The 25,964-nt window shown below is 71.7% G+C and carries 18 protein-coding genes; 6 read left to right on the top strand and 12 right to left on the bottom strand.

The annotated features are described in order from the left end of the window. The 3 genes from ACWD3H_RS29320 to ACWD3H_RS29330 all read right to left on the bottom strand — a co-directional run. A partial coding sequence (locus ACWD3H_RS29320) for a non-ribosomal peptide synthetase (protein ID WP_451957278.1) occupies positions 1-3,322 on the bottom strand: 3,322 nt, incomplete at its 3' end. Between the two features lie 12 nt (positions 3,323-3,334). Further along, on the bottom strand, positions 3,335-4,567 hold the full coding sequence (locus tag ACWD3H_RS29325) for a cytochrome P450 (protein ID WP_451957279.1): 1,233 nt from the start codon (positions 4,565-4,567) through the stop codon (positions 3,335-3,337). Continuing rightward, complete coding sequence (locus ACWD3H_RS29330; RefSeq protein WP_451957280.1) at positions 4,564-5,322, bottom strand: FkbM family methyltransferase; 759 nt, start codon at positions 5,320-5,322, stop codon at positions 4,564-4,566. The genes ACWD3H_RS29325 and ACWD3H_RS29330 overlap by 4 nt, the downstream gene beginning before the upstream one ends. Positions 5,323-5,443: 121 nt before the next feature. On the opposite strand from ACWD3H_RS29330, the gene ACWD3H_RS29335 reads away from it, so the two are divergent. Beyond that, positions 5,444-6,796, top strand: coding sequence for an MFS transporter (locus ACWD3H_RS29335; protein ID WP_451957281.1), 1,353 nt, complete (start codon positions 5,444-5,446; stop codon positions 6,794-6,796). 2 nt (positions 6,797-6,798) lie between these two features. Here ACWD3H_RS29335 and ACWD3H_RS29340 read toward each other — a convergent pair whose 3' ends face one another. Genes ACWD3H_RS29340 through ACWD3H_RS29350 form a run of 3 tightly spaced genes read right to left on the bottom strand, consistent with a single transcriptional unit; the run spans position 6,799 to position 10,010 of the window. Further along, positions 6,799-7,554, bottom strand: coding sequence for a thioesterase II family protein (locus ACWD3H_RS29340; RefSeq protein WP_451957282.1), 756 nt, complete (start codon positions 7,552-7,554; stop codon positions 6,799-6,801). Further along, positions 7,551-9,287: a non-ribosomal peptide synthetase gene (locus ACWD3H_RS29345; protein WP_451957283.1), complete on the bottom strand. Its 1,737-nt coding sequence runs from the start codon at positions 9,285-9,287 to the stop codon at positions 7,551-7,553. The genes ACWD3H_RS29340 and ACWD3H_RS29345 overlap by 4 nt, the downstream gene beginning before the upstream one ends. Positions 9,288-9,299: 12 nt before the next feature. Continuing rightward, entirely contained in the window at positions 9,300-10,010 is a 711-nt protein-coding gene (locus ACWD3H_RS29350) for an LmbU family transcriptional regulator (RefSeq protein ID WP_355619806.1), read from the bottom strand. Positions 10,011-10,246: 236 nt separating this feature from the next. Here ACWD3H_RS29350 and ACWD3H_RS29355 point away from each other — a divergent pair, with 236 nt between their 5' ends. After that, positions 10,247-11,692, top strand: a complete 1,446-nt coding sequence (locus ACWD3H_RS29355) for a cation:proton antiporter domain-containing protein (RefSeq protein ID WP_451957284.1) — start codon at positions 10,247-10,249, stop codon at positions 11,690-11,692. 7 nt (positions 11,693-11,699) lie between these two features. Here the strand turns inward: ACWD3H_RS29355 and ACWD3H_RS29360 are convergent, their stop codons facing one another. The 4 genes from ACWD3H_RS29360 to purF are packed head-to-tail and all read right to left on the bottom strand — an operon-like array spanning position 11,700 to position 16,276. Continuing rightward, entirely contained in the window at positions 11,700-12,728 is a 1,029-nt protein-coding gene (locus ACWD3H_RS29360; protein WP_451957285.1) for a hypothetical protein, read from the bottom strand. A 40-nt stretch (positions 12,729-12,768) separates the two neighbouring features. Then, positions 12,769-14,010, bottom strand: a complete 1,242-nt coding sequence (locus ACWD3H_RS29365; RefSeq protein ID WP_451957286.1) for a DegT/DnrJ/EryC1/StrS family aminotransferase — start codon at positions 14,008-14,010, stop codon at positions 12,769-12,771. Continuing rightward, positions 14,007-14,729, bottom strand: coding sequence for a class I SAM-dependent methyltransferase (locus ACWD3H_RS29370; protein ID WP_451957287.1), 723 nt, complete (start codon positions 14,727-14,729; stop codon positions 14,007-14,009). Before ACWD3H_RS29370 ends, ACWD3H_RS29365 begins: the two co-directional genes overlap by 4 nt. A 32-nt stretch (positions 14,730-14,761) precedes the next feature. Then, the gene (gene purF, locus ACWD3H_RS29375; protein ID WP_451957288.1) at positions 14,762-16,276 is read right to left on the bottom strand and encodes an amidophosphoribosyltransferase; all 1,515 of its coding nucleotides are present in this window, start codon (positions 16,274-16,276) and stop codon (positions 14,762-14,764) included. A gap of 118 nt (positions 16,277-16,394) precedes the next feature. On the opposite strand from purF, the gene ACWD3H_RS29380 reads away from it, so the two are divergent. Genes ACWD3H_RS29380 through ACWD3H_RS29390 form a run of 3 tightly spaced genes read left to right on the top strand, consistent with a single transcriptional unit; the run spans position 16,395 to position 22,671 of the window. Next, the gene (locus ACWD3H_RS29380; protein WP_350924950.1) at positions 16,395-16,598 is read left to right on the top strand and encodes an MbtH family protein; all 204 of its coding nucleotides are present in this window, start codon (positions 16,395-16,397) and stop codon (positions 16,596-16,598) included. A gap of 56 nt (positions 16,599-16,654) precedes the next feature. Beyond that, complete coding sequence (locus tag ACWD3H_RS29385; RefSeq protein ID WP_451957289.1) at positions 16,655-19,108, top strand: non-ribosomal peptide synthetase; 2,454 nt, start codon at positions 16,655-16,657, stop codon at positions 19,106-19,108. After that, on the top strand, positions 19,105-22,671 hold the full coding sequence (locus ACWD3H_RS29390) for a condensation domain-containing protein (protein ID WP_451957290.1): 3,567 nt from the start codon (positions 19,105-19,107) through the stop codon (positions 22,669-22,671). Before ACWD3H_RS29385 ends, ACWD3H_RS29390 begins: the two co-directional genes overlap by 4 nt. Positions 22,672-22,854: 183 nt before the next feature. Here ACWD3H_RS29390 and ACWD3H_RS29395 read toward each other — a convergent pair whose 3' ends face one another. Then, the gene (locus ACWD3H_RS29395; protein ID WP_451957291.1) at positions 22,855-23,745 is read right to left on the bottom strand and encodes a serine hydrolase; all 891 of its coding nucleotides are present in this window, start codon (positions 23,743-23,745) and stop codon (positions 22,855-22,857) included. A gap of 36 nt (positions 23,746-23,781) precedes the next feature. Further along, positions 23,782-24,663: a LysR family transcriptional regulator gene (locus tag ACWD3H_RS29400; protein WP_451957292.1), complete on the bottom strand. Its 882-nt coding sequence runs from the start codon at positions 24,661-24,663 to the stop codon at positions 23,782-23,784. 112 nt (positions 24,664-24,775) lie between these two features. On the opposite strand from ACWD3H_RS29400, the gene bla reads away from it, so the two are divergent. Continuing rightward, the gene (gene bla / locus ACWD3H_RS29405) at positions 24,776-25,711 is read left to right on the top strand and encodes a class A beta-lactamase (RefSeq protein ID WP_451957293.1); all 936 of its coding nucleotides are present in this window, start codon (positions 24,776-24,778) and stop codon (positions 25,709-25,711) included. Positions 25,712-25,964: the final 253 nt, after the last annotated feature.

Here is a 25,964-nt window from a genome sequence, read left to right on the forward strand (position 1 = left end):
CCCTGCTCCAGAACTTCATCCTGTGGGCGCGTGAGAACGCGCCCGGCAGCGATTCCAACCTGGTCGGCTCTGTCGCCGACGCGCCGTCCACCGCCTCGGCGAAGTCGGCGAGCACCGGGTTCTCGAACAGCACCCTGATCGGCACGTTCACGGTGAACGTCTCCCGTACCCGGGTGATCACCTGCGCGGCCACCAGGGAGTGACCGCCGATCTCCAGGAAGTCGTCCTCCCGGGCGACTCGCCTGAGCTTCAGCACCTCGGCCCAGATCACCGCGATCGTCTGCTCCGTCGGCGTCCGCGGCGCGTCGAAGTCGTCCTCGCCGCCCCCGTCGCCGTCCAAGCCACCCGAGCCGGGCTCCGGCAGTGCCTGGCGGTCCACCTTGCCAGAGGAGGTCAGCGGCATCGCGTCCAGCGTCAGGTAGGAGGCGGGCAGCATGTACGCGGGCAGCGAGCCCTGCAGGAACCGGTGCAGCTCGCCGGTCAGGCCGCTGCGGTCGGCGATGATCCTGGAGGCGTCGTCGAGCACGACGTAGGCGACCAGCCGGTCGTCGCGCGCGACGACCGCCGCCTCGCGGACGCCCGGGTAGCGGGTGATCGCCGCCTCGATCTCGGCCGGTTCCACCCGGAAACCGCGGATCTTCACCTGCGCATCGACCCGGCCCACGTACTGCAGCCGGCCGTCGGGCAGGTAGCGGACCAGGTCACCGGTGCGGTAGAGCCGCGCCCCCGGAGGGCCGTACGGATCGGGCATGAACGACCGCGCGGTCATGCCGGGCCTGCCCCGGTAGCCGTGGGCCAGACCGGCGCCGCCGACGTACAGCTCCCCGGGCACACCGGCCGGGAGCGGGTTGAGCCGGCGGTCCATCACGTAGGTCCTGAAGTTGGCCAGCGGCCGGCCGATCGGCGGGGCGTACGCCGCGGCGGGGTCGCACGCGCCCATCGTGGCGCACACGGTCGTCTCCGTCGGCCCGTAGGCGTTGACGAACCTGCGGCCCGGCCCCCAGGTCCGCACCAGCCCGGCCGGGCACTGCTCGCCCGCGACCACCATCAACCTGACCGTGCCCAGTTCGTCGCCCCTGAGCGTGCTGAGGAACGTCGGCGGGAAGGTGGCCGCGGTCACGCCCTGGTCGCTGATGACCTTCGCCGTCTCCTGCGGGGTCATGGCCGAGGGGTCCAGCACGCACAGCGCCGACCCGTTCGGCAGCGCCATCGTGATCTCCCAGATCGAGGCGTCGAAGCTGAGCGAGGCGAAGAGCGCCACCCGGTCGTCGGGCGTCAGGGAGAACTCCCGCGACAGGGCCGAGGCGAGGTTGCTCACGCCGCGGTGCGGCACCTCCACCCCCTTGGGACGGCCGGTCGATCCAGAGGTGTAGATGAGGTAGGCGGCGGCGTCGGGCGCGGGCGTCACGCCGGGGCCGGTGGCCGGCTCCTCCGCCTCGATCGCGCTCCACCCGGTGTCCAGCTCGACCGTGCGCACCCGGCCGCCGCGCACCCGGCCGGCGTGCTCGGCCACGGTCAGGACCAGCCCGGTTCCGCTGTCGTCCAGGATGTGGCCGAGCCGGTCGGGCGGCAGCGCCGGGTCCAGCGGCAGGTAGACACCGCCGGACTTGACGGTGCCGAGGAAGGCGACGAGCGCCTCGGCCGAGCGGCCGGTCATCGAGCCGACGACCTGGCCTGGCCGCACCCCGTCACGGATCAGCCGGTGGGCCACCCGGTTGGCGCGCTCGTCCAGCTCACGGTAGGTCAGCCGCCGCTCGCCGCAGAGCACCGCGAGCGCCTCGGGGGCGGCGGTGGCGCGCGCCTCGAACAGCGCGCCGATGCTCGCCCCCTCGTCGAAGGGGGTCTCGGTACGGTTCCACTCGGCGACCACCAGCCGCAGTTGCTCGGCGTCCAGCAGGGACAGGCGCGAGATGGGCCGGGTGGGGTCGCCCACGGCGTCGGTCAGGAGCGTGACGTACTGCTCGGCCCTGGTCCTGGCGCCGGACGCGTCGAACAGGTCGAGCGCGTAGCGCACCTCGCCCTCCAGCGAGCCGGGCACCAGGACCAGCGCCAGATCCGAGGCCAGCGGGAAGCGGTCCGCCACCAGCTCCGAGGTCCGCACGCCAGGCAGTCGCAGCGCGCTCCAGGCCGGGGCCGTCTGGTCGAACTCCGCCTGGTAGAGCGGCCGCACACCGCTGGAGGCGTCCAGCCGCAGTTCCTCGGCGAGCCGGTGCGCCGGGTAGGAGCCGTGCGCGGCCGCCCCGTCGAGCGCGTCACGCACCCGCGCGACGACGGTGGCGAACGACGGGTCGCCCTCGCAGCCGATCCGGATCGGGAACACCGGGGCGCGGCCGTCGCCGGGCACGGGTACGCCGACCACGACCTCGTCCTGTCCCGACCAGCGGCACAGCGCGACGGCCCAGGCGGCCAGGGTGACGGCCCGGGTGTCGGTGCGGGGGGTGGCCGCCTCGGCCTGCCCCGACCAGCGCGACAGCGCCATCGCCCGCGCGGCCTGGGTGACGGCTCCGTTACCGGTGCCGGACTCGCGCGCGAGGGCCTCGACCCGCGCGGCCGTCTCCGGCGGGACGCCGAAGGTCACCCGGGCGCCCGTGAGGCCGGGTACGGCGGGACGGCCGCGGTCGGCGGGCAGGTCGAGGACGGGGGGCGTGCCGTCGAGCCGGTCACGCCAGTAGGCGAGATCGGCGGCGTCGCCGGCCTCCGGGAAGGACGCGGCGTGACCGTTCGAACCGGCCGCGGGGGAGGTGTGGCCGGCGGCGCGTCCGCCGGGGGACCCGTCAAGGGGGCCGTGGCCGCCTGCGGAGATGCCGTTGGACGGGTGCCCGTTGCGAGGGACGCCGTCGCGAGCGGCGGCGGGGGAGCCGGCCGCGCTCTCGTAGGCCCGGGAGATCTCCCCGGCGAGACCGGCCAGGACGTGCTCGTCGGCCACCAGCCGGTGCGCCGTCATGACGAGCGCGTGGTCGTCGTCGGCCAGCCGGGCCAGGGCGATCCGGAGCGGCGGCCCTGCTTCGAGGTCGAGGCCGCGGTTGGCCTGCTCGGAGACCAGGCGCGCCAGCGATTCCTCGCGGCGGCCCGGTTCGTGCCTGCCCAGTTCCACCGGCCGGGGAACGGCGACGGGCGTGGTGCCGGGCTCGGGACCACCCGGCAGTGCCGGCCGTAGGTCCTCGCGCGCCTCCAGCACGTCCTCCAGCGCGGCGGTCAGGGCCTTCTCGTCCAGAGACCCGCGTAGCCGCGCGGCGAGGGTGACCTGGTCGGTGTGGTCACCGGCGGGTTTTGCCCGGTAGGACCTCCACTCGCTCTCCTGGATCGGCGACATGTCCGGCATGAGGTGCTCCAATCAGTGCCCTGCGTGGTCGAGTTCGAGATGGACGGGGACGCGGTCGACGCCCCACATGAGGTTCGAGCGCAGCCGCTTGACCGGCCCGGTGAGTTCCATATGGGCCACCCGGCGGGTCAGCTCCTCCAGCAGCACGCGTAGTTCGAACCTGGCCAGCGCCGCACCGATGCACAGGTGCCTGCCGAGGCCGAACGTGAGGTGCCGGTTGGGGGTGCGGCCGACGTCGAAGCGGTGCGCGTCGGGGAAGGCGTCCTCGTCGCGGTTGACGGCCGGGTGCCACACGCTGACCCGCTCACCGGCCCGGATGGTCTGCTCTCCGATCATCGTGTCGCGCAGCGCGGTGCGCATGACGTTGAGGCTGGGGGCGGTCCAGCGCAGCACCTCCTCCACGGCGGTCGGGATGAGCGAGGGGTCCTCGCGCAGCCGCCGCCACTCGCCGGGGTTCTCCACCAGGGCGATGACGGCTCCCGCCGAGGCGTGCCTGGTCGTCTCGTTGCCTCCGGTGATGAGGCCGTTGATGTTGAGCAGGATCTCCTCGTCGGTGAGGGGCGTTCCGTCGATCCGGCCGCGGATCAGCACGCTGATCACGTCGTCGCCGAGGTCGCCGCGCCGTTCGGCCAGCAGGTCGGCGTAGTACGCGAAGATGTTGGCGTTCGCCTCGGCCTTCTCCGCGTCGGAGATGACGTCGTCGGAGGTGGCGGAGCCGAACGCGGTGCGCGTCCACTGGATCATCAGGTCCCAGTCGGCGCGGGGCACGCCCAGCAGCTCGCAGATGACCGAGAGCGGTAGCCTGCCCGCCACCGTGTCGACGAAGTCGAAGGAGTCCCTGGGCGCGTTCTCCTCCAGCATCCCGCCCACCGTCTCGCGCATCGCGCCTTCGAGGCGGCGTACCACCCGGGGAGTGAGCGCGGGGTTCATCACGTCGCGCAACTGGCTGTGGCGGCCGTCGGTGACGATGAGCATCTTGCCCGCGGCGGCGCGGGCGGCGGACTCGGTCTGCCCGACCTGCATTCCCCGCTCGGAGGTGAAATTCGTCTTGTCGAGATAGACGGCCACACCGTCGGCGTATTTGGTGAACGCCCAGAAACTCGGCCCCGCCGATCTGGAGTTCCAGAACATCGGCCGGTGCTCCTGCAGGTAACGCAGGACGCCGAGGCCCGAGTCGGGTGCCGTGTAGATGTCCGGATCGGCGAGATCCAGCTCGTTCAGATCAACCGTCGTGTCCACTGTCATGTGGAATTCCTCCGTGCGTACACATCGAAGATGTCCGTGTTCCTCAGCAGGAGATCCTGGCCGATGTCGACCTGGAATCCACGGCCGGTGAGATCGCCGCGTACGGACGCCAGCCTGCCGTCGATGTCATGGACCTGCATGACGATTTGGTCGACCGCGTCCCAGTCATCGGGGGCGATTCCATCCAGCACATCGCACTCGGCTTTCTCGACGTTGATTTTCAGCAGCCCTATACGGTGCACGCCCTCGGCGGCCATCACCTCTGAGATCGTCCGCACCCGGCACTCCTGCTTCTCCGTGACGTGCCTGCCCTCGGCCATGTCCGTCACGTCCTCGGGAGCGAACCCGCTGTTGGCCAGGAAAGTCCTGGTCACCTCCGCATCGTGGTCGACGTCGGTGTACATCCCGGACATCGCGGTGGTCTCCGGATAGACGGTGAGAGTCGCCGTTCCCGGGGTATGGGAGAGCGCGCAGTCGAACGCCTTGGCGTTCAGGCCGTGGGCGGCCAGATTCGCGCACAGTGCGTCGTAAAGCGGCCGGGCAGGCTCGAAGGCAAGAATTCGAGTGCCCGGACATTCCCAGTGAAACGCCAGCGCCGCGATTCCTATGTTAGCGCCCACGTCGAACACCGTCATTCCCGGCTCAAGGCGTACGCCGTGTCTGAAGTAACTTCTGTCGCCCACGATGCTGCGATACTGCAGGCTGGTCTCGGCGGGATTGAGCTGGAATACCACATGTCCGTCCGGCAGTGTCATCTGGCGTACCCGCTGATTGTTTTCCAGGGTGTCTCTCCGCTGATTTCGCATATCATCACCCTTAACAAAAAGCTTATTCCAGTCAACCAGAGGTGAAACCCGACAGGGACGGAACGATCTTATGGACACGCAGAGAACAGAAGTCGGGGCGCCGGCGGAAAAGCCGCCCTCGCTCTGGCGCAATCCCGACTTCAACCGGCTCTGGGCCGGTCAGTCGATCTCGGTCCTCGGCTCCGAGCTGACCACCCTGGCCCTTCCGCTGACCGCGATCCTCATGCTGCAGGCCAGCTCCTTCGAGGTCGGTCTGCTCAACACCATGCGCACGATCGCCGCGCTGCTGCTGACGCTGATCGCCGGTGTGCTCATCGACCGCTACCGGCGCAGACCCCTCATGGTCGGCTCCGACATCGGGCGGGCCGCGGTCGTGGCCCTGATCCCGATCGCGGCCTTCGCCGGGTTCATGGACATGTGGGTGCTCTATGTGGTCGCCGTGGTGGTCGGTGGCCTCTCGGTGGTCTTCGAGATCGCCTACGCCGCCTACATGCCGACGCTGCTGAGCGAGGAGCAGCTGGTGGCCGGCAACAGCCGGATGGCGGCGACCGAGTCGGTGGGCGCCATCGCGGGCTCCAGCGCCGGAGGCGTGCTCATCGACCTGTTCCGGCCGGCGTACGTGATGCTGGGAGACGCGATCTCCTTCCTGGTCTCCGCCTTCGCCCTGTCGCGCATCCGTCACGTCGAGCCGCCCGTCGAGCGCCAGGACAGCGGCGGGCGCGGCGCCGTCGCGGCGATGCTCCACGACATCAAGCACGGCCTGAAGGTCACCTACCGCAACGCCTACGCCCGCCCGCTGATTCTCAACTCCGCCGGGGCGAACTTCGGGTCGATGATGATCCTGACCCTGTTCATCCTGTACGCGGCCAGGGAGCTCCAGCTGTCGGGCACCTGGATCGGCTTCATCTACGCGGTGGGCAGCATCGGCGGCGTCATCGGCGCCGTCTTCGCGGGCAAGCTGTTCGAGAAGCTCGGCTACGGGCGCGGCATCATGACCGCCCTGATCGCGTTCCGGGTGCTGTGCCTCACGCCGTTCGTGGCCGGTCCGCAGTGGCTGCAGATCACCCTGTTCTCGGCGATCTGGTTCGTCACGGTGTTCGGCGTGGTGGCCGGGAACATCGGCCAGCTCACGCTCTTCCAGTACGTGATCCCCAACCACCTGCGCGGCCGGGTCATCGGCGCGAGCCGCGCGGTCTACCTCGGCATCCTGCCGCTGGCCGCGATGCTGGCCGGGGTGCTGGGCGAGCTGATCGGGGTCAAGCCCGCCATCTACGCCGGTGCCGCGTTCCTGCTGCCCTGGATCATCCTGCTCTTCCTGTCGCCGGTGCCGAACCTGCGCAGGCTGGAGGACGCCGAGATCCTGCAGGACATCGAGGAGCCCGCCGGGAAGCCCGGCGGGCGCGAGGACGGCAAGGACACCTGAGGTCAACCCGGGATTCGCGCGGACATGCTCCGCGCGATCTCGTCGAGCAGGGCGGCGGGCGCCTGGAGGTAGCTCCAGTGCCCGCCGTCCAGCACGGTGTGGCGGGTCCGGCCGTAGAACTCCCAGCCGCCCATCTGCTCAGGGGGGATCTGCGTGTCCCCCGACCAGCCGATCGTGGTGATCGGGCACGGCAGTTCCACCGGGTCGGTCCGCTCGAAGCGGCCGTAGGCGGCCACGTCGGCGCGCATGACGCTCGCGGCCATCTCCACCAGTTCGGGCAGCGGCTCCGCGCCGCGCGCCCGCATGAGATCCGACACCAGCGCGCCCACCTGCTCCTCGTCGAGCCGCAGGATGCTCGGCCACGACGCCCGGTGCGGAGGGACCATCGAGGAGGCGAACAGGTGGCTGGGCAGCGGGCCGCCGCGCTCCATGAGCAGCAGCGTCGCCTCGTAGCCGATGAAGACGGTGCCGCAGTGGCTGATGAAGCCGAAGGGCCGGTCCAGGTAGGGCTCCAGGCCCTTCAGCATCTCGGCGGCGACCTCCGCGTAGCTCTCGAACGACGGCTCGCGCAGCCGGTTCTCCCTGCCGGGCAACTGCACCGGGCACAGCTCGATCCCGTCCACCTCGGCCGGCCACCCGTGGTACATCGACGCCCCGGCACCCGGGTAGGGCAGGCACCACAGCCGTGCCCTCGCCTCGGGGTCGGGGGCGCGCAGCAGCCACGTGGGGCGGCTCCTCCTCCGCCTTCTCTCGGTCATCGTGTGCTTCCTTCCGCCCTGATGGTCTGGATGAGGGTCTCGGGTGTCGGTGCCCTGAGGAACTCGCGCAGCCGGATCCGCACGCCGTAGCGGCTCCCGATCTCCTCGACGAGACGGGTGGCCGACAGGGAGTCGCCGCCGGAGCGGATGAAGTGGTCGCCCAGCGCGCCGCGCGCGCCGAGCGCCCGCTCCCACAGCTCCAGCACCCCCGCCGTCACCGGGTCCGTGCTCCTCTCCCGCCCGCGCGGGGACTCCCCCCAGGAGGGCGCGGGCAGGGCGCGGCGGTTCACCTTGCCGGCCGCGTTCAGCGGCAGCCGCTCCAGCGCCGTCCAGGCGGTCGGAACCATCGGCTCGGGCAGCCGGGCCGAGGCGAAGGCGCGCAGTTCCCCGATCTCGAACCGGGCACCGTCCGCGGCGCTCTCCGTGGCACCCTCCGGAGTGACGGCATGGACGACGTAGGCGCACAGCCTCAGGTCGCCGCCGGGACCCGGCACGCCCGTGACCACGCACTCGCGCACCCCGGGGTGCCGGAGCAGCACGGCCTCCACCTCCGCGGGCTCCACCCGGTGGCCGCGGATCTTGACCTGCGCATCGACGCGGCCGTGATGCTCCAGCCGCCCGTCAGGCCGCTCCCTGACCAGGTCACCGGTCCGGTAGACGCGGCCTCCCCCACCGGCGGGGTCGGGCAGGAAGCGCTCGGCGGTGCGGGCCGCCTCGCCCAGGTAGCCGCGGGCCAGCTCGGGTCCCGACACGAACAGCTCGCCGACCTCGCCCGCCGCGACCGGCCTCAGGTCCGAGGTCAGCACGCCGGCGCCGACCTCGGGCCAGGCACGTCCGATGGGGGGACGGGTCCGCCTGGCGGCCTCGTCGGCGGTGACCGAGGTACAGCGGTCCTCCAGCGGTACCAGGCAGCTGGTCACGCCGTTGGCCTCGGCGGAGCCGTACTCCACCGCGACCTCGAAGGGCAGGTCGGGTGCGGGCCACACGCGCACCGCGTCGCTGCCGACCGTCATGAGCCGCAGCGACGTCTCCGCCGGCCACGGCAGGCCGTACAGCGGTTCGGCGAGCGGCATGTTCACGTACGCGCGGGTGATTTTCGAAGCGACCATCCAGTCACGCAGCTCGGACGGCGAGCCCGCGGTCGCCGCGTCGGCGACGTGCACGCTCGCACCCGAGCAGAGATAGGGCCACAGCTCCACCACCGAGACCGACGAGGCCGGGGGAGCCAGCCAGCTGGAGCGGTCGGCGGGGGTGATGCGGTAGGCCTCGGTGTGGGTGGCGACCCGGTGGGCGATCGCCCGGTGGGTCACCCCGACGAGCTTGGGCCGCCCGGTCGATCCGGAGGTGTGCACCGCGTACGCGAGCTGGTCGGGATGCGCGGGGACGCCGGGCCCTTCGGCGGAGGGTTCGGCGTCCAGGGGGCCGTCGATCACCACGGGACAGCCGTCGAGCACCGGGGCGAGACGGTCCTCGGGCCAGCCGGGGTCGAGCAGCACCGCCGTGCCGCCCGCCTTGCAGACGGCCAGCAGCGCGACGAGCAGCTCGGGGGAGCGGTCCAGCCGTAGCGGGACCGGTGTCTCCGGGCCGACGCCGCGGTGCAGGAGCGACCGGGCCAGGCCGTTGGCACGGGCGTCGAGTTCCCGGTAGGTAAGCGACACGGCCCCGGAGACCAGGGCCGTGCTGTCCGGCGTCTCGAGCGCCCTCTTCTCGAACAGGGTGTGGACGACGTCCACCTGTCCCTCCGTTCACCCGGCCTTGGCGTCGTGGATGCCGCGGACGGGGATCTCGCCGGTGGCGACCTGGTTGAGGATGAGCCTGGCCCACTCCTCCACGCTGCGGTTCATCCGGCGGGCCGCGTCACGCCACGACTGCTCCTGGTCGGCGGGTACGTCTATCTGGATCACGGCCTTCTGCCTGGCGGTCTCCGGGGCCCGGCCGGAGAGGGCGGCGGTACGGTGCGCCTTGATCTGGCTGCGCAGGCGGTTGCGGGACCAGTTGAAGCGTTCCGCGCGGTCCAGCCAGAGCGTCTGCTCGTGCTCGGGGAGCGCGGCCACCTCCGCGTGGTGCTGGAGGCTGAGCCTGTCTCGCCGGCGGGATACCGGGAAGCGCCGGGCGACCCAGGCGTAGTTGCGCAGGGTCTGGATGTCGAGGGAGCTCTCCTCGACCGCTCTCTTGTAGCGGTCGGTGTACTCGTTCTCGCCGTAGACCAGCCAGTCGCCGAGCCACCAGGCGGAGGAGTCGGCGATCAGGGAGATCTGGTGGCCGATCCGGCGCCAGGTGTCGAAGGGAAGGCTCACCGGGAGCTGGAGCCCGGTCCGCCTCGGCTTGGCGGACGCGTCCAGGGCGAGTTTGGAACCCTGGGAAGGGGTGGCGCGCGGGCCGGGGACGGATGGTCTGTCATCACGTGGGGGCGGCGCCTGGCGGTTCGCCTCTCGGTTGGGGGAGAGCACCTGCATGCGACTTTTCCTCCGGATTTCTGTGCATGTGGAGTGAGTCAGGTCGGTACCTTACCCACGGTTTTCGGTAGCGCACTTTCGATCATGAGTAATTTCCTGATGCCCTTTCCGGGGTGCGACGGAAAGCTGAAATCGGGCCGATGACCAGCGAAAACTCCATTGTCCTTGGCGACTATTTTTGTTCTGTGATATGCGCGCCCAGGCAAAATGCGACCTATCGGAAACGGAATTAGTCCATGACCTATTCAGGGTTTCGGTCCGCGAATACACGCACGGTACGTCGTTACGCGATCGCGTACGGTCTCGCCGTCGTGCTGCCCGCCGCGCTGGCGCTGCTGATGCTGAGGTTCGACGCGGGGACGGCCACCGGCCCCGTCCCGATGCCCTCGGTGGGGGTGGGCCGGCAGCAGCAGGTGCCGACCACCCCCCTGCTGCTGTTCTCCATCACCGTGGTCGTCGCGCTGGCCCATCTCGGCGGAGCCGTCCTGAGGCGGCTCGGCCAGCCCCGGGTGATCGGGGAGATGGCCGCCGGCATCGTGCTCGGCCCCTCCCTGCTCGGCGCCGTCTGGCCCGAGGCTTACCGCGCGCTGTTCCCCGGCGCCGTCATGCCCTACCTGAACCTGCTGGCCCAGTTCGGACTGGCCTTCTTCATGTTCCTGGTCGGGCTGGAGCTCCGCGGCGACCTGCTGCGCGGGCGGGGCCGGATCGCGCTGCTCTGCGGCCAGGCGAGCGTGGCCATCCCGTTCGCGCTCGGGGTCGCGCTGGCCCTGCTGATCTACGCGCCGCTGGCGGCCGCGCCCGTCGAGTTCCCGGTCTTCGCGCTGTTCGTCGGCGCCGCGCTGAGCGTCACCGCGTTCCCCGTGCTGGCCAGGATCCTGCTGGAACGCGGGCTCTTCCACACCCCGACCGGGGCGCTGACCATCACCTGCGCCGCCATCGCCGACGTGACCGCGTGGTTGCTGCTGGCCGTGGCGATCACCATGGCCAGGGGCTCCTCACCCGCCGAGGCGCTGCGCACGCTCGGTCTCACCGCGGCCTTCGCCGCCGTCATGGTCGGGGTGGTACGGCCGCTGCTGGCCCGGCTGCTGCGCCGGGGGCTCTCCCAGGAGGCGACGCTGCCCGTCGTCATCGTGGGCCTGCTCGTCTCGGGGCTGCTGACCGAGCTGATCGGCATTCACCTGATCTTCGGCGCGTTCCTGTTCGGCGTCCTGTTCCCCCGCGACGGTGACGTGCGGCTGAGGCGGGTCCGCGAGCGCACCCAGGACTTCACCACGTCCTTCCTGCTGCCGCCCTTCTTCGCCTTCGTCGGGCTCAACACCCAGATCGGGCTGCTCGGCCAGGACCTCGCGATGTGGGGCTGGTGCCTGCTGATCCTCGCCGTCGCGGTGGCGGGCAAGATCGGCGGCGTGCCGGCCGTCGCCAGGCCGCTGGGCGTGCCGTGGCGGGAGGCCTCGCGGCTCGGGGTGCTGATGAACTGCCGGGGCGTGACCGAGTTGGTGATCCTGAGCATCGGCCTCGGTCTCGGCATCATCACCCAGGCGCTTTTCACCATGCTGGTGATCGTCGCGCTGGTCTCCACCGCCGCGACCGCGCCCCTGCTGGAGTTGCTGGACCGCCGGGACGCACGGCGCGATCGGGAGGTACGGGGGACGGCGGAGGCCCGGGTACGCCGGTCCGCCTGAGCGGCCTTTAGGAGGCGCGGGGCAGCACCCGGGGCTCCGCGCCCAGCTCGCGCAGCTTGGCGCGGACCTCGCCGGGACTCTCCCCGGCGACGGTGAGCCGGGAGGTGGCGAACACCTCGCCGTCGGCGTCGGTGATCGGGGCGCCGCTGTAGGGGACCTCGCCGCTGAAGCGGGCGGCGCAGAGATGGTCGCGGAGCTCGGGCCTGGCGTGCAGGGAGAAGATCGGCAACCGGGTGGCCATCGCGGCCAGCCGCATGGTGCCCGACACCCGGGGGTTGATCTCCAGCAGGTGCACCTCGCCGGCCGGGGTCAGCAGGAACTCCGCCTCCAGGTAGCCGTGCGCCTCGGCCAGATCGGCCAGCCGCTTGCCCACGGCTCGCAGCTTGCGGTCCCAGGTGCCGCCGAGCGCCGGGTCCGGGCAGAGCCGCAGCCGCTGCCACGGCGGCACCAGGTCCTGGGTGGTCGGACCCTTCCACACCGGCGGGAAGGTCGCCGTGCCGTGCTCGTCGCGGTAGATCAGCACCGAGTACTCGACCCCGTCGACGTACAGCTCGCCCAGCTCGTTGGGGGCCAGACGGCACTCGCCCGCGCGGGCCAGCCGGGTGCCGACACTCTGCGTCCCGTGCCGGTCCTTGATCACCACGGGGGTGTCGGGGCCGGCCTCGGGCAGCGGCTCACCGGCCCGCGCCCACGGTGGGGAGACCAGGCGGTAGCGGTCGAAGAACTCCTTCATCAGGATCTTGTCGCTGCCCAGCGAGGCGCAGAGCCGCGACTGGCACTCGGTCCGGTGGCCGAACTCGCGGAGCCGGAACGCGAGCAACTGGTCGCGGCCGAGCGTCGCGTGGCTGGAATGGAAGATCACCGTCGCCCGCGGGGCCCGGCCGATCGCCTCCAGCAGCGGGGCCACGTCCACGCCGGCGTCCTCCCCGGTGAAGACGGCCCGGTCCCCGGGGGCGAGGTCGACGAAATGGCCGAACCAGCTCTCCAGGCTGGCGGGGGCGACGGCATGGATAACGGGAAACGTCTGTCGGCTCATTTGGATTACTCCGGAATCGACGCTGGAAACAGGGACGACGTTACGCGGTACGGGCCATCGAGAATGCCTCGTCGAACGCCTCCAGATACGCACCGACCAGCGGTGAGTTCTGTTCCCAGAGGAAATTCACCGGCAATTTCATCCAGCGGGCGAACAATTCCGCGGAACGCGGAAACGGGCGGTCGTTCACCGTGGCCGCGGCCCGCACCGCGGCGGCGACCTGGGGTGACCAGTCAGGCGCGGTGCCCTGGAAGAGGGGGAAGACGTGCAGCGGCCGGGTGGCCGGGGCGCGCACCTTCAGACCGCGCTCCTGGCCGGCCGCCACCAGGCCGTCCCTGCTGAACGGGCACTCCGACGTCACCTCGACGACCCCGTCGTACCACGCGCCCATCGTGACGCCCTCGGCGATGGGGGAGGGGCGCACCCCCGGCAGCTCGCCGAGCCCCGAAGACAGGGCCGACACGTTGGCCACCCGGCGCTCCACCAGCTCGTCCAGCCGGTCGAGGTGGCTCTGGGCCAGTACCGCGCCGGGCGTGGAGATGCGGAAGTTGCCGCCGAGACCGGTCAGCAGGAACGGCCGGTAGCGGACGGCGTCGATGGTCAGGTCGGTGCGGTGCCGGAAGTTGGTCAGCAGGCAGGCGCGGGCGAAGACGTCCTCGGAGTCGGTCAGCAGCATGCCGCCCATGCCCCCGGAGACCAGCTTCCTGCCGCCCACACTGAAGATCGCGATATCGCCCAGGGAGCCCACCGGCCGGGAACGGAAGGTGGAGCCGTGGGCGTGCGAGCAGTCCTCGACCAGGGCGAGCCCGCGCCGGGAGGCCACCGCCCGCAGGGCGTCCATGTCGCAGCTGTGGCCCCACAGATGGGTGACGACGATCGCGACGGTACGCGGCGTGACCAGTGCCTCCACGGCCGAGGGGACCACGTTCCCGGTGGCGTCGCCCGCGTCGCAGAGCACCGGCACCGCGCCCAGCAGGAACAGCGGCGAGGCGGTGCTGAAGAACGTCAGGTCCGGGACGATCACCTCGTCACCGGGGCCGATGCCCAGCGCGAAGTAGGCGGCCAGCAGTCCCGCGGTACCCGAGGTGAGCGCCAGGGCGTGGGCGCGGCCGTGCCGCTCGGCGAACGACCGCTCCAGCTCGGCCAGCTCGGGCCCGTAGTCGTAGTCGAACGTGCGCCCCCGTGTCACCAGCTCGGCGACCCTGGCCGCCGCGCCGTCGTCGTAGACCGGCCATTCGAGCGGGTGCGGCGGGCCCGCGAGTCCACCTTCCAGCGAGCTCACGCGTCCACCTCCCGGCGCGCCACCAGCCTGGTCACCGCGTGGGTGTGCGGCTCCTCGTGGCCGGTGTGGGTGTGGGTGGAGTCGGTGTCGGTGGCGCTCAGCAGGGTCCATCCGTCATACCTGGCGAGGTACCAGTCGTGGGGCAGCAGGACCGGCAGGCGCATCTCGCCGGCGGGAGGCCGGTAGGCGTGGCCGCCGTTGAACATCAGCAGGGCGTTGACCCCTCCCGGGGAGGTCGCGGCCTGGAGCCTGGCGATGACGTCGGCCACCTGCCTCTCGTCCCGCAGCCAGTGCAGGACGCTGCACGCCAGCACCCCGTCGAACGAGCCGGGCGCGAGCCGGGTGGTGCGCGCGTCGCCCCGGCGCCACTCGATCCCGCCGGCCCCACTGTCGGCCCCACCGCCGGTACTGCCCCAGGCCCGCGCGCCGTTCTCCAGCGCGGCGGCCGACACGTCCATCGCCAGCACCCGCGCGCCCCGCTGGGCGAGTCGCACCGCGTTGCGCCCCTCGCCACATCCCACGTCGAGCACCGTGGGCGCGCCCGCGCCAGGTGCAGCGGAGGGCGGTGCGATCTCCTCGGGTGCCGGGGGCAGCGAGAGCGCGTCCGCCAGGGTGTCGGAGATCCCGTCCGGCCTGCGCCCCCACAGGCAGGTGGTCCGGGTGTAGCGGGCGTCGCAACCACCGTCTTCGTAGCCGTTCGATCGTGTGTGAGGTCTCATCTGGCGGAGGCTAGGCGCGGCCCTGAGCACCGTCAACGGAGGTGGGCGGCCGCCGTGCGCCGCGGGGTCCGCGCGAGTACGAGCCTCGACTTGTCGCGCGCCGAGCTCACCCGGGTGGGGTAGTCGCCGGTGATGCACCCCTCGCAGAGGCCCTCGCCCGCCGCGCTCCCGAGCGTGTGCCGCATGCCCGCCACCGACAGATGCGCCAGGCTCGTCGCGCCGATGATCCGGCACACCTCCTCGATCTCGCGCCCGGTCGCCACCAGCTCACCGGTGTCGACGATGTCCACCCCGTAGTGGCAGGGCGAGATCAGCGGCGGCGCGGCGATCCGCACGTGCACCTCGCTCGCCCCCGACTCGCGCAGCAGCGCGACGATGCGCCGCATGGTGGACCCGCGCACCATCGAGTCGTCGACCACCACGACCCTGGCCCCGTCCACCGGCGAGCCGACGGAGAACTTGCGCCGCAGCTTGCGCTCACGCCGTCGCAGGTCGGGCTCGATGAACGTCCTGCCCACCCGCTCGTCACGGACCAGCGCCCCGGCCAGCGGCAGTCCCGCGGCCCGCGCGTACCCGCGGGCCGCCGGCACGCCGGAGGCCGGGACGGCCACGACCAGGTCGGCGTCCGCCGGGGACTCCAGCGCCAGCCGCTCGCCGAACGCCACCCGCGTCGCGCCGGTTCTGGTGCCGCCGATCCTGGAGTCCTGCCTGGTCAGATAGAGGTGCTCGAAGACGCAGAAGCTGCGCGGGGCGGGCTCCGCCACGCGGTGCGCCCCGATCGGGCGGCCGTCGCGCAGCACCAGCACCTCGCCCGGTTCCACCTCCCGCTGCTCGGTGCAGCCGAGCGCGTCGAGGGTGCAGGTCTCCGAGGCGACGACCGCTCTGCCCTCGGTGAACCCCGCCACCAGGGGGCGCAGGCCGTGCGGGTCCCGGAAGGCCACGAGGTACTCGCCGACGGCGCACACCACCGAGTACGCGCCCCGCAGCACCCGCGTGGTCCGCGAGACCCCGGCCACGATCGGGCCGGGGTCCGCGGGGTGCCGGTCCTCCGGGCCGGGAGCCGAGGCGAGTGCCGTGCCGGGTGTCTCGCCCGCGTCGGCGAGCAGGGCGAGGATGATCTCGGAGTCGCTGGTCGAGCGGAACCCGTACCCCTCGCGGCCGAGCCGGGCGCGCAGCTCGGCGGCGTTGACGAGGTCCCCGTTGTGCGCCAGCGCGATGCGCCGTGCCTCGTGCACGAAGGGCTGGGAGTTCTCCGGCACCGTGGCGCCGGTGGTGGAGTAGCGGGTGTGGGCGACCGCCACTCTCCCGGCTCGCCAGGCCGCGAGGCCGTCCCGGGCCGGGTCACCACAGGCCGGGTCATCGTGGGGCGGGTCACCACAGGCCGAGCGCGAGGCGAAACCGAGCGCCCGCCGGACCTGCACGCCGCCGGGGCCGGCCACCGCGATGCCCCAGGACTCCTGGCCGCGGTGCTGCAGGGTGACGAGCCCGTCGAAGGCCGGTTGCCCGGCTGTTCCTCCGTTAACGGATACGCCGACTATTCCGCACATACGCTCCCCTTCAAAACCCTAACATTTCCCGAAAAATGCGCTAAATCGCTTCTGTCTGGCCATGGCATTGTTCTGATGGCAGGCCCTCGAATGATGAATGAAGCGAAGGAGATCCAGAATGTCGGAGGACGCCGAGTACACGGTGGTGCGCAATCACGAGGAGCAGTACTCCATCTGGTGGACCGACCGTGACATTCCCGAGGGCTGGCGGAGTGTCGGCCACAGCGGCACCCGCGAGGAGTGCCTGGCCCACATCGAGGAGGTCTGGACGGACATGCGCCCGCTGAGCCTGCGCCGGTGGATGGACGGCGAGCGGTCCTGACCCGCGGGCGCACCGACGAACAGTCCCGGAAGGAACGGTCCCCGAAGGAGGAGCCGATGGACACGATCCAGGAGCACGACGCGCGCCTGGTCGTCGAGGAGTGGAACCGCACCGAGCTGGCCGACGAGCCGGCGACCGTCATCGAACGGTTCGCCGCCCAGGTCGCCAGGTCGCCCGCCGCCACGGCGCTGACGGACGAGGAGGGCACGACCCTCGGCTACGACGAGGTGCGCCGCGCCGCCAACCGACTGGCCGGGCACCTGCTCGGCCTCGGCCTGCGCACTGAGGACCGCTGCGCCATCTACCAGCGCCGTTCGGCCGGCATGGTGGTGTCCATGTTCGGCACGCTGGCCGCCGGGGGCGCCTACGTCCCGATCGACGAGGGCAACCCGCCCGAGCGGGTCGAGGCGATCCTGCGCGACGCCGGCACCGCCGTGGTGCTGGCCGACTCCACCACCGAGGCCGAGGTGCCGCCGGGCCCGTGGTTCGTGGTGAACGTCGACGACCACCCGGGAAGGGAGGAGGGCGATCCCGGGGTGCCGCTGCACCCGGCCAACCTCGCCTACGTCATGTACACCTCCGGCAGCACCGGGACGCCCAAGGGCGTCCTCATCGAGCACCGCGCGGTCACCGCGTTCGTCCGGGGCGCCCAGCACCTGTACGGGCTCTCCCCGCAGGACCGCCTCGTGCAGTTCTCCTCGATCGCCTTCGACGTCTCCACCTTCGACGCCTTCGGGGCGCTGCTGTCGGGGGCCACCCTGCACGTGGCCGCCGCCGAGACCCGTACCTCCGCCGAGCGTTTCCGCGACCTGCTGCGCGAGCGGCGCATCTCCGTCTACATGGGCACCCCCGGCATGCTGAGACTGCTGGAGCCCGGCGACTTCCCCGACCTGCGGGTGCTCGCGGTCGGCGGCGAGAGCTACTCGGGTGAGTTCACCACCCGCTGGGCGGCCGGGCGCAGGTTCGTCAACAGCTACGGGCCCACCGAGACCACGGTCGGCGTGATCACCCAGGAGTGCCGGGGAAGCTGGGACACCTCACCGCCCATCGGGCGCGCCATGCCCAACCACCGGGCCTACGCCCTGGACGCGTCGATGTGCCCGGTCCCGATCGGCACGGTCGGCGAGCTGTACGTCGGCGGTCCCGGCCTCGGCCGCGGCTACCTGGGCCGCCCCGGCACGAGCGCGCTCTCCTTCGTCCCCGACCCGTTCGCCACCACGCCGGGCGAGCGGCTCTACCGCACCGGCGACCTGGTGCGCTGGACCGCCGACGGCGAGCTGGTCTTCGCCGGGCGAGCCGACCGCCAGGTCAAGGTACGCGGTGTCCGCGTCGAGCCGGAGGAGATCGAGCAGACCCTCCGCAGGCACCCGGCGGTCGCGCACGCCGTGGTCGAGGCGGAGGCGCGGGGCGACGGCGACGCCCGCCTGATCGCCTACGTCGTCTCCACGACGGGGGAGCCGCCCGGCGTGACCGAGCTGCGCGAGACCGCCGCCCGGTGGCTGACGGCCCCGCTGGTCCCCAACGAGTTCGTCCACGTCCCGGAGATCCCGCTCACCCCGGCAGGCAAGGTCGACCGCGACGCCCTGGCCGCGGCCCGACAGGAACGCGCCGGCACCGGCACCGGCGCCGGTACCGACGATGGCGCCGAGTGGACGCCGACCAGGCGCAGGGTGGCCGAGGAGATCGTGAAACCGCTGCTCGGCGTCGACTCCCTCGGCCCGCACGACCACTTCTTCGAGCTGGGCGGCACCAGCATCCAGGTCATCCAGCTCCTTGGCCGGGTCCGCACGATCTTCGGCATCGAGGTGCCGGTCGCCGACTTCTTCGACCGGCCCACCATCGCCGGAGTCGCCGACGCCGTCGACTCAGAGGTCCGCTCCGATCTCAAGGACATCGTCCGCGAGGGCTGGGACGACATCGCCGACCGCTACGCCGCCTTCCAGTCGGAGTTCTCCGACGGCCCCCGTATGGAGTGGACCGGCCACCTGCTCGCGATGCTGCCCGCCGGCGGCTCGGTGCTGGAGCTGGGCGTCGGCGGCGGGCACGAGTCCTCGCGCCGCCTGGCCGAGGCGCACGCCCTCACCGCCGTCGACATCTCCGCCGAGCAACTCAAGCTCGCCGAGAGGACACTGCCCGGCGCGACGCTCGTGCAGGCCGACATGGCGGAGGCACGGTTCCCCGACGCCTCCTTCGACGCCGTCGTGTCCATCTACACCCTCACCCACCTGCCGCGCGAGGAACTGCCCGGCCTGCTGGGCGACATCGCCCGCTGGCTGAAGCCGGGCGGTCTGCTGCTCGCCACCCTGATGACCGAGGACATCCCCGGCGCGATCGAGGAGTGGTTCGGCTCGACCATGTTCTTCTCCGGCTTCCCCACCCAGGAGAACCTTCAGCTGCTGCGCGCGGCGGGCCTGGTACCCGAGCGCGAGGAGGTCGTGGCACAGCGGACACCGCTCGGGGAGTCGCGCTTCCTGTGGGTGATCGCCAGGAGGACGGAGACAGCGTCGTGACCGGACTGCCCGTCCGCACCGCCCCGCTCTCCTACCTGCAGGAGCAGCTCTGGTTCGTCGAGCAGGACGATCCCGGCAACGGCTCGTACAACGAACTGAAGGTACTCGTCCTGGACGGCACGCTGGACGCGGCCAGGCTCGGCCGGGCATTGGAGCGGGTGGTGGCCCGGCACGACGTGCTGCGCACCACCTTCGTCTACCAGGGAACCGAACCGGTGCAGGCGATCTGGGCGCGAGGCCCCGTACTGCGCGAGGCGTCCGTCGGCGGCGAGCAGGCGCTCATGGAGTACGCCCGCGAGGTCGCCGAGGCCCCCTACGATCTGGCCTCGGGGCCGCTGCTGCGCGCCTCGCTCGTCACGCTCGGCTCGGAGCGGCAGGCGCTCGTGCTCGGGGTGCACCACATCATCAGCGACGGCTTCTCGATGAACCTGCTGCTCGACGAGCTGGACGCGGCCTACCGGGGCGAGCCGCACGGTGGGACCTCGATCGAGCCGGCGGGCGAGACCCTGGCCAGGTCGCAGGGGGAGTCATCGGGTGGGCCGCTGGACGAGCGGCCCGCCCAGTACGGCGACTTCGCCCGCTGGCAGCGCGAGCAGTTCGCCGGCGGCCGCCTGGCCGCCGACGTCGACCACTGGCGGCGGGCGCTCGACGGCGCGCCCACGGTGCTGGAGCTGCCCGCCGACCGGCCCCGGCCGCGCCGGCGGGACAGCGCGGGCAGGCGCGAGCGCTTCCCGCTCGCCGGAGACCTGACCGACCCGCTCGGCGAGGTCGCCGAGCGGGTCGGCGGCACCCTCTTCACAGTGCTGCTGGCCGCCTTCGCCGCCACCCTCTACCGCTACACCGGACGCGGCGACATGGTGCTGGGCACCGGCGCACCCGGCCGTCCCGGACGCGAGTTCGACGGCGCGCTCGGCTTCTTCGCCAACATCGTGCCGGTACGGCTGCGCCCGGCGGGCGAGGTCCCCTTCACCGAGCTGGCCGACGCGGTCAGCGAGGCCGCCTTCGACGCCTTCGACCACCAGTACGTGCCGTTCGAGAAGCTCGTGGAGTTCCTGCAGCCCGAGCGCGACGCCGGGCACACCCCCCTGGTGCAGGTCGTCTTCACCATGTGGGACGCCGGCGCGGCCGAGTGCTCCATCGGCGGCGTGCCCGCCGCCGAGGTCGAGGTGACGCGCGGCCGGTCCCGCTTCGACGTCGCGGTCGAGGCGGTACGGCGGGGTGACCGGGTCGACTTCTTCGTCGAGTACGACGACGCCCTCTTCGACGAGGCCACGATCGCCCGCCTGATGCGCCACTACGAGCGGGTGCTGCGGGCGGTCGCCGCCGACCCCGCCCAGCCCCTCTCGGACATCCCGATGATCTCCCCGGAGGAGTGGGCCACCCTCACCCAGGGCGACGTGAGCGTGCTCGATCCCGACGGCAATGTGCTGCCCGCCGGGGCCGTCGGCCAGCTGGTCCGCCGTTCCGGCGAGCACGGGCACACCGGCCGCCTGGCCGCCCGCAGGCCCGACGGGCGGGTGGTCGAACGCGGACGCGAGGACCGGCTGGTCAGCTTCGGCTCCTTCCAGGTGCAACTGGAGGACGTCGAGGAGGTCCTGCGCGCTCACCCCGCCGTACGCGACGCCGCGGTCATCGCGGTCGAGGGCGGCGCGGGACGGGAGCTGGTCGCCTACGCCGTCGCGGAACAGTCGCCCGGCGATCTGCGGACCGTTCTGGTCGAGCGGCTGCCGCAGTACATGGTGCCCGCCGCCATCGTGGCGGTCGACCACATCCCGCGCGGCGAGGACGGCCGCATCAGGACCGCCCTGCTGCCCGAGGCGGCCGAGATCGGCGAGCGGGCCGGGCCGCCCGCCCTGGAGGCCGCGCTCTGCGTCATCTGGGCGCGCGTCATGAACCTCGACGAGGTGGAGCCGGACGACGACTTCTTCGCCCTGGGCGGCCACTCGATGCTGGCGGCCCGGCTGGTACGCGAGATCGCCTCGGCGCTCGCCGTACGCGTCCCGCTGATGGCCCTCTTCGAGCACTGCACCCCCGCCGACCTGGCCGACTACCTGGCGGCCAGGTATCCCGCGCTGGAACACACGCTCGCCGACGCGAGCCGCGCCAACCGCGCGGGGCAGCCCATGATGGGGCAGACGACCGGCGGTGCCGGTCGCACGGACCCCACCGCGGGACAGGCCGGGGAACCGGAGCCGGAGCAGACGCCTGACGACACGGACCACGCCGAGCCCGCCGGGCAGGCCGTATCGGACGGCGCGGAGCCAGGCGGCTGCGCGCTTTCCACCGCGCAGCTGCAGATCTGGATCAACGAGCAGCTCGCGGGCGGCGACGCCCGGGACTTCATCGCCGCCGTCACCTACCGGGTGCGCGGCCCGCTCGACGTGGACGCGCTGCGCGGCGCTCTCGACGCGCTCGTCGCCCGGCACGAGAACCTGCGCGCCCGGGTGGCGCTGGTGGGCGACGTGCCGGTGCTGCGCTTCGACGCCGGGGTGCGCGTCGAGCTGCCCGTCGAGGACCTCACCGGCCTGCCCGAGGCCGGGCGGGCGGCGGAGGCGGCCCGCCGTACCGCCCGGGACGCCGAGCGCGGCTTCGACCTGTCCGCCGCCCCCCTGGTGCGGGCCACTCTCTACCGTCTAGGCGACGGCGACCACGTCCTCGCGCTCATCCAGCACCACCTGGTCACCGACGGCGTCTCGATGGGACTGCTGGTGGGCGAGCTCGGCCGGCTGTACTCCGACCGCGACACCGCGCCCGCCACACCGCACCTGCGCTTCTCCGACTACGTGGCCTGGGAGCAGGCCTGGCTCGGCGGACCCGAGGCCGCCGCCTCGGAGCGGTTCTGGCGGGAACGGCTGCGCGAGGCCCCCGAACTGGTCCTGCCCAGGACGCGCGACGGGCGGCGGGAGAGCCGCGACACCGAGATGATCGCCCATCATCTGCCGCCCGCGGACTCGCGCCGGCTGCTCGCGCTGGCCAGGCGGAGCAGGAGCACGCCCTACATGCTGGTGACCGCCGCCTTCGCCGCGATGCTGGCCCAGTGGAGCGGCCAGGACGACGTGGTGATCGGCACCACCGCCGACAACCGCCCGCTGCCCGGCCTGGAGGGCGTGGTCGGCTGCTTCGTCAACATGGTGGCGCTCCGCCTCGACTGCGGTGGCGACCCCACTTTCACCGAGCTGGCCGGGCGGGTGCGCCGGACCGTCCTGGAGGCGTACGCGCACCAGAGCACCCCGTTCAACGAGGTGGTACGGGCACTGAAGATCCACCCCGACCCGCGCAGGATGCCACTGTTCCAGGTGACCTCCGACTGGGCGGGCGACGGCCCCGCGGTGCCGGAACTGGCCGGCTGCGAGGTCGGCTTCGACTACGTGCACACCAGGGCCAACCGCTACGAGCTGGAGATGTACGCCGGGATGGCGGGGGAGCGGGTGGTGCTCGACCTGGAGTACGCCGTCGAACTCTGGGACCGGAAGGAGGCCGAGGACCGCCTGGCCCGGGTGGCCGCGCTGCTCACCCGTACCGTGCTGGCCCCGGACACGAGGCTCTCGGCACTGCTCGGCTGACCGACCGCAACCCGGATGTGACGATCATAGGGCTGCACCGGAGGAATGATTCATTAAAGTTGACACAGGCCCTGCCGGTGCAAAGCGCCCCTTATTTGCGAAGATCTCTAATTATGCGCGCGAGCCAGCCCCCGAGCTGACCCAGTATGTGACACCTGGGCGGCTCTCGTCGGCAAGGTCGGACTACAGCCTGTCATGTCGTAGCCGGTCGCGGAGGGTTCGTGCGACCTGTGCCATGAGTGCCTCGGCTCCTGGCTGGCTGATGGCCGGTACGCGCGATTCGGTGAGTACGGCGACGGCGAAGGCCTGGCCGTCGGTGTGCTCGACGACGCCGACCTCGTGCCGGAGGTTGAGCAGCGTTCCGGTCTTGGAGGACCATCTGGAGGCGTCGGAGCTGAAATCGGGGGTCAGCCTCTGGCGCAGGAGGTTGTCGGCCATCAGGCCCCGTACCCGCTCGGCCACGCCAGGGTCGATCGAAGCCGGGGTCCACAGTGCCTGCAGGAGTTCGACGAAGGCCCGCGCGGATCCCGAGTTCGCGCGGGTCACGTCCAGTTGCGGGACCCGGTGCCCCCGCCCGGCCGTTCCCGCCTCGATGGCGAGGAAGTGGGCGAGGTGGACCTCGCCGGGATCGAGACGTTCCGCCGGAGTCTCGATGAGCTCCTGGACGGTGTGGCGGATCGCGATGCCGTGGAGCCCCAGCCCGTGCAGCGTCGCCGAGACCTCGGTGGGCGGAGTGAGGGCGAAGAGCGCGTCCGCCGCCGTGCTGTCGCTCACCGCGATGCTGAGGTAGAGCAGGTCGTCGATGGCGACCCGGGTCGGGTGCCGGAACCTGCCCAGCCCGGTCGGTCCCGGCACGGTGATCCCGGTCGGCCGCACCAGGATCTGGGTGGAGCCGTTGAGCTCTCCCTTCCGGATGCGTTCGAGCGTCGCGATGGCGAGCGGGACCTTGACGAGCGAGGCGATCGGGAACTCGAGGTCCGGCTCGATACCGATCTCGTCACCGGTGTGCAGATCCCGGACCAGGAACGATCCGTTCAGTCCGGCGTCGTCGAGCTCTCGCCGGAGCTGTCGCATCAGCTGCTCGACCTTGATGGTGTCCCTCCGTCCTGATCATGCCTGGTCGTACGCGCCGAGGCAGCGGGCGATCGGGTGCCAGAGCCGGGTCCGGATGCGCTCCGCGTCGTTCCCGACGGCGGCCGACACCTCGAAGCCGCGGACGAGTTGGATCTCGCCGACGGGGCGCCAGTGTAGCCCCAGTTCCTCGGCCTGCCCGACCGGGCAGAGCAGGAGATCCGCTGAACCGAGGACCTCCGCCACGGCGGAGGTGAGCGTCGCCGAGACGCCGACCTGTGCGGGCTGGAGGCCGACGGCATCCCGGATCCGGAACATCGGGTCGCGGATGTGCGGGACGTCGTCCTCGGGCTGGATCCAGATCCGGCGCCTCGGTGACGACCGTGCGGCGCGGCCGGCGCGGAGCGTCTCGATGTAGACCGTCTGCACGGGGAGGTCCGCGGCGCCGGCGAGTCCGAGCCGTACCGACCAGGTCGCGTCGCCGGGCGGTACGGCGATGAGGGCGGCGCGGACCTCGCGAGAGCGGACGAGTTCCGCCCGTTCGGCCGGTGGGGCAGTATGAAAGTGCAGGTAGACGCCCTTTTGGCGGGCCTCCGCGTCAAGGCGTGCCAGGTCGCGAACGGGCACGATGCCGGGAACGGCGAGCCGGAGTGGACTGAGCTTGGCCTGCTCCGCCTCGTACTCCATGTCGTCGGCCAGGCGGACGAGACGCTTCGCCGACGGAAGCATGTCCCGGCCGAACTGGGTGAGTACCGCCCCGCGCGACGACCGGTCGAACAACTGCTCCCCGAGGTGCTTCTCCAGGGCGGCGATCCGGCGGCTCGCGACCGACTGCGGCACCCGGGCGGCCGCCGCCCCCTCCGTGAAGCTCCCTCGTTCGCTCACATTGACGAACACTCGCCAGGCTCCGAGGACGTCCACGAGATGATCGTATGCCATTTCAGCATGGAAATCGCTGTTTCTGTCTTTGACCGCATCGACCGGCGGCGTGAGACTGCCTGTCGCATCCAACCCACAACCGGAAGGCATCACCATGCGTCTGCGACAGGCCGCACTCTCGGTGCTGGCATCACTCACGCTCGTCCCGCTGACGGGCATCACCGCGGCAGGCCACGCGTCCACCGCGTCCGCCGCCTCGCCGGCGACCCAGGTGGTATCGGGCGAGGCCCAGGCCAGGAAGGAACTGCGCACGCTGGAGGCGTCCTTCAAGGTCCGCGTCGGCGCGTACGCCATCGACACCGCCACCGGTAAGACGGTCACCTATCGTGCGGGCGAGCGTTTCCCGATGCTCTCCACCTTCAAGGCGATGGCCGCCGCGGCCGTGCTGCACAAGGCCCGCACCTCAGAGCCCGGCCTGATGGACAAGGTCGTCCGCTGGACGGACGCCGAGGTGAAGGAGAACTCCCCGGTCACCAAGGATCACGTCAAGGACGGGCTGACCGTCGCGCAGCTGTGCGAGGCGGCCATCACCCAGAGCGACAACACCGCGGGCAACATGCTGCTCAAGCAGCTCGGCGGCCCGGCGGGCCTGACCGGCTACCTCCGGACGCTGAAGGACCCGATCTCCCGGCTGGACCGGTGGGAGACCGAGCTCAACGACTGGAACCCCAGGGAGAGGCGCGACACCACGACGCCCGCGGCCATGGGCCGTGACCTGCGCGCGGTCACGGTAGGAAAGGCCCTCAACGCCAAGGACCGGGCGCGGCTGAACACCTGGCTGATCGCGAACCAGACCGGCGACGCCCGCATCCGCGCGGGCCTGCCCAAGACCTGGAAGGTCGGCGACAAGACCGGCACGACCTCGCAGTACGCGGCCGCGAACGACATCGCGATCGTCTGGCCCGGCAAGTCGGCCGCGCCCATCATCATGTCGATCTACACCAACGGCAGGGCCGCGGACGCGGTCCTCGACAACCAGGTGATCGCGGACACCGCGACGATCCTCGCCCGAGGCCTCGGCAAGCTCTGAGGCGCCTGGTGGGGTGACCACCCACGGGCCATCGGGGCCCGCGAAGACGGCATCGAGCGCGTCGGCCGGGCGATCGTGTCTCCCACGGTCGAGCACGGATCTTTCTGCTGGTCCAGCGGGGTGAATTGATCAAGGCCCTGAGACGGTGCTGGTCGCACCGGCTCGGGGCCGTCTCTCTTTCTCCGGGTGACCGGCTCACGCCGGGCGGGGAGTCCGTACTCCCACGGGGGTGAGTGGTGTTCGGTGAACAGCG

The organism is Streptosporangium sp. NPDC002607 (assembly GCF_053592655.1).

What these genes read in the sequence shown, in the direction of transcription:
- ACWD3H_RS29335 (WP_451957281.1), top strand. Translation starts at nt 5,444, where the DNA reads ATGGACACGCAGAGAACAGAAGTCGGGGCGCCGGCGGAAAAGCCGCCC.
- ACWD3H_RS29350 (WP_355619806.1), bottom strand. Translation starts at nt 10,010, where the DNA reads ATGCAGGTGCTCTCCCCCAACCGAGAGGCGAACCGCCAGGCGCCGCCC.
- ACWD3H_RS29395 (WP_451957291.1), bottom strand. Translation starts at nt 23,745, where the DNA reads ATGCGACAGCTCCGGCGAGAGCTCGACGACGCCGGACTGAACGGATCG.
- ACWD3H_RS29380 (WP_350924950.1), top strand. Translation starts at nt 16,395, where the DNA reads ATGTCGGAGGACGCCGAGTACACGGTGGTGCGCAATCACGAGGAGCAG.
- ACWD3H_RS29340 (WP_451957282.1), bottom strand. Translation starts at nt 7,554, where the DNA reads ATGACCGAGAGAAGGCGGAGGAGGAGCCGCCCCACGTGGCTGCTGCGC.
- ACWD3H_RS29325 (WP_451957279.1), bottom strand. Translation starts at nt 4,567, where the DNA reads ATGACAGTGGACACGACGGTTGATCTGAACGAGCTGGATCTCGCCGAT.
- purF (WP_451957288.1), bottom strand. Translation starts at nt 16,276, where the DNA reads ATGTGCGGAATAGTCGGCGTATCCGTTAACGGAGGAACAGCCGGGCAA.
- ACWD3H_RS29355 (WP_451957284.1), top strand. Translation starts at nt 10,247, where the DNA reads ATGACCTATTCAGGGTTTCGGTCCGCGAATACACGCACGGTACGTCGT.
- ACWD3H_RS29330 (WP_451957280.1), bottom strand. Translation starts at nt 5,322, where the DNA reads ATGACACTGCCGGACGGACATGTGGTATTCCAGCTCAATCCCGCCGAG.
- ACWD3H_RS29370 (WP_451957287.1), bottom strand. Translation starts at nt 14,729, where the DNA reads ATGAGACCTCACACACGATCGAACGGCTACGAAGACGGTGGTTGCGAC.
- ACWD3H_RS29360 (WP_451957285.1), bottom strand. Translation starts at nt 12,728, where the DNA reads ATGAGCCGACAGACGTTTCCCGTTATCCATGCCGTCGCCCCCGCCAGC.
- bla (WP_451957293.1), top strand. Translation starts at nt 24,776, where the DNA reads ATGCGTCTGCGACAGGCCGCACTCTCGGTGCTGGCATCACTCACGCTC.
- ACWD3H_RS29385 (WP_451957289.1), top strand. Translation starts at nt 16,655, where the DNA reads ATGGACACGATCCAGGAGCACGACGCGCGCCTGGTCGTCGAGGAGTGG.